5 protein-coding genes are annotated in these 3059 nt (G+C 59.8%); all 5 read right to left on the bottom strand.

The genetic code is table 11. The features are described 5' to 3' along the window. On the bottom strand, positions 1–377 hold a 377-nt coding region (locus VHL31_RS11805), incomplete at its 3' end, for a DUF3987 domain-containing protein (RefSeq protein WP_329661413.1). Further along, the gene (locus tag VHL31_RS11800; protein WP_329661412.1) at positions 374–1255 is read right to left on the bottom strand and encodes a bifunctional DNA primase/polymerase; all 882 of its coding nucleotides are present in this window, start codon (positions 1253–1255) and stop codon (positions 374–376) included. The genes VHL31_RS11800 and VHL31_RS11805, both read right to left, overlap by 4 nt. Positions 1256–1561: 306 nt before the next feature. Then, positions 1562–1765, bottom strand: a complete 204-nt coding sequence (locus VHL31_RS11795) for a helix-turn-helix domain-containing protein (RefSeq protein WP_329661411.1) — start codon at positions 1763–1765, stop codon at positions 1562–1564. A 76-nt stretch (positions 1766–1841) separates the two neighbouring features. Beyond that, the gene (locus VHL31_RS11790; RefSeq protein ID WP_329661410.1) at positions 1842–2534 is read right to left on the bottom strand and encodes a hypothetical protein; all 693 of its coding nucleotides are present in this window, start codon (positions 2532–2534) and stop codon (positions 1842–1844) included. Then, positions 2531–2800, bottom strand: a complete 270-nt coding sequence (locus VHL31_RS11785) for a hypothetical protein (protein WP_329661409.1) — start codon at positions 2798–2800, stop codon at positions 2531–2533. Before VHL31_RS11785 ends, VHL31_RS11790 begins: the two co-directional genes overlap by 4 nt. Positions 2801–3059 lie beyond the last annotated feature (259 nt).

The following is a 3059-nucleotide window of genomic DNA, read 5'->3' as shown; positions in this document are numbered from 1 at the left end:
TTTGCCGCGATCTCCAGCGCGATGAGCGGTCGCGTCGCTTCCTGGAGTGCTGGTGTCTTCAACATCCCAGGCCGACCGACAATGGCACCCCACAGGTTCGGCACGACGGTCCAGTCGTCCCGCTTCTTGGGGCGAACGGCGACCTGACGTCCGACCACGGAAGAGAGTGCCACCATGAAGCCGACGGCCGGGTAGTCGAGCGGGCATTGCAGCCGCTCGGAGATATCCACGAGCCAGCTCACCGCGGCAGCCGGGAGCAGCTCCGGTGGCAGGGCTTCCACTGGCGGAAGACCTTCGGGGAGGGGCTGAGGGTCGGGCCATACAACACCACCAGCCACCGCGGCGGCATGAGCCAGGCGATCGGCCAACGCGCTCATGGCCGTGCCTCTCGGCCGGACAAGGCCTTGGCAACCGTTAGGCCGATGTAGTCGATGCGTTCAGCCTTGGAGACATCCAGGCCAAGATGCTGATCCACCAAGATGAGCATGCGCTGGATGACAGAGGCATCGCCGATACCCGCACGGATGAGTGCTGACGTAGCTGCCAGATGACGGGAAGAGCGGTCGGGATAGAGGCGCTTGCCCATCCAGATCTCGGCCAGGAACCGGGACCGCGCCATCGCTTCAACGAGGTCATCCTCGTCTTCTTGCGTGATGGGGTGCTGCGTGAACGCGAGGCGGTTCGCTTCACGTTCCCTAGCGTGAGCCTCCAGAGCAGCAACCAGCCAGTCAGGTGCTGGCGCAGTAACGTCGGCGCTGTCGACAGACCAAGAATATGCACGCCCGGAGTGGTGGTTTGATGGGGGACAGACGACGTATCCGTTGTCTGATCGAGTATCAATCCCGGATCCGAGCAGTCCGGCGGTGTTCGGCAGGGGGATATGATGTGGAACAGCAAACCACAAATGCCGGCCACCGGAGCCGGTGACTACCTCGACAGTCTCAGGGAATGGACCGAAGCGAGCCTCCAGTCGCCTGATCGACACCTCACCATCCTTGTGGAGATCGATGTCGACGACGAGCAGCCCCTTACCAGTCGCCACGCCAACATTCGTGAGGGGATTAGAGAACCAGCGGGAGATGAGCCTGGGATTGGTCGATGCACCGAACACGCCGTTATGAAGCCGGGGATGCTTGGCCGGGTGACGGCACTGTGCGTCACCACACGTGCAAGCCGCCCCCGTCCAGCCATGAAGCGGGAGTACCCGCACGCCTCGTCCAGTGAGAGCCAGTGCCGTGCGCAGGTTGGACTTCACGGTCGCCCTCCCGCTCCCGGTGCCGGCTTCATAAGTTCTCGCAACCATGCCGGCACACGCTCAGGCAATCGTAGTTCGAGCTCTTCAACCGTCGCCTTCACCCGCTCGAACGGCATCTGGGCCGCCCGGTTTGACATCCTCTTTAAAGCCAGGGCTTTTTCCCGGATCCGCCTTGGAGCACCTGCAGCCGGTGCTTCCATGGATAATGCCTGCCTGCTATGTTCCAGGGCGTGTTCGTCGATCGGGGTCGCCTCAGCCAAGGCGGCCCCTTTCCTTTTCTTGGTCATGGTGTTCGTCTCCGGCCACTTAGGCGGCGGACTTGGTGACGTTCTTGGAAATCAGCTTTCTCAACGAGGCGACGGGAACAAGACGAGCCCGGCCGATCTTCACCGTCTCAAGCTCGTTGGTCTTGATCAGCTCGTACAAGACCGATCGACTAATACCTGTGATCCGAGCAGCGTCCGGGACCCGCACGCTGATCGGCTCGTGACGAAGATCTTCGAGATCCATGTGCGTCTACTTGTCCTGGTGATAGCAACCGGACATCAGTGGACGCCAAACTGGGAAGCTTGTGGAGACGAAAAGTCTAGGGCTCTAGAGGTGGCAAACCTCTACGAGCACGATACTCTTTGGCAGCTTTGCGCAGTTCACCTTCCGCTTGAGGAAGTTCCTTTGGAAAAACTGGATCGCCTTCAAGGGCTTGCGCAAAGGCGTCAGCGGAAGGTGCACCTATGGTCTGACCATAGCAGAATGCGCTGACATAGCCATTGCTGGCTGTGGTGATATCTGCTGCTCTGTATTTTTGCCAATACTCGATGTTCTTTTCCGCGACACCAAATAGCCGTGTTAGCGTCTTTAGATACGCTTTTTCTTTTAATAGCCCCTTTCGGCCCGCGGCCAGATAGAGCACCGCAATATCTTCAGGCTCAGCGCGATTACGCCAAGTTGCGCGCCCGCCGATGGGTTCAGGCCAGCTCATTGGCAATTTGCCTTCCAAGCCGGCCTCTATCATATCGGCAAGATGATCTGCGATCTCGGGATGAAGCTTGCCACCTCCTGCACACTGTCGGAGTGCTTGAAGGAGAACTGGCATCAGCTGGCAATCTGTTTCTCTGAGCTCGGCCATCACAGCGGCGTTGTCATGGTCAACCCTCTCACGCGCGAGCGCTGTACCGGCTCGCCGTCTTAGCTTGAAGTACTCGTCCGCAGGACGAATCCGCCTTTTATGATTTGCCGTTGGCTGCTTACCAGCGGGGACAGCCGGAGTAGTCTTCTTCATAGCGCAACCTCCTGTTCGCTATAGCCAAGCGCGATCCGGCGCGCGCTTATGTCGTCACGCAGGTCGTCCATTAGCTCGAAGGCGGTCGTGATCTCTGGGTGTGAAATGGTGTTGCCATTGCTGCTTGAGTTGTAGAGCGACTGGAGGATCAAGTAGACCTGCCAGGTGTGGGTGGTCGCATGGTCGGTAGCATCAGCAAGTTCGACTGCATTGACCGTGGCAAGATCCGGCACACCGCCTGGGAAGCGTCGTGGTTGGCTGGTCATGTCACGTCCCTCCCGCCGACTATTGCCAGCCGACGCTTGCGTTTGGCCGCTACCGGTGGCGCTCTTCCATCCATCTGCTGCTCGATCAGGGTGATTCGTGCTGCGATCTACGGCTCGCTGATGTACCGGTCCACAATGATGAGACACCGATGTGCGCTCACGCGGCCATGTGCATCTGACCAAGCTGGCCGGCTCGAACCTGGGCGGGTGTCCGGTAGCCGTGCCGCTCGACGATCCAGCTCCGGTTGTAGGTCTGCTG

Source organism: Geminicoccus sp., assembly GCF_036263595.1.
Lineage (GTDB): Bacteria > Pseudomonadota > Alphaproteobacteria > Geminicoccales > Geminicoccaceae > Geminicoccus.
The sequence above is the reverse complement of the archived record's forward strand: the minus strand, read 5'-3'. Positions and strand labels throughout refer to the sequence as shown.

What these genes read in the sequence shown, in the direction of transcription:
- VHL31_RS11795 (WP_329661411.1), bottom strand. Translation starts at nt 1,765, where the DNA reads ATGGATCTCGAAGATCTTCGTCACGAGCCGATCAGCGTGCGGGTCCCG.
- VHL31_RS11790 (WP_329661410.1), bottom strand. Translation starts at nt 2,534, where the DNA reads ATGAAGAAGACTACTCCGGCTGTCCCCGCTGGTAAGCAGCCAACGGCA.
- VHL31_RS11785 (WP_329661409.1), bottom strand. Translation starts at nt 2,800, where the DNA reads ATGACCAGCCAACCACGACGCTTCCCAGGCGGTGTGCCGGATCTTGCC.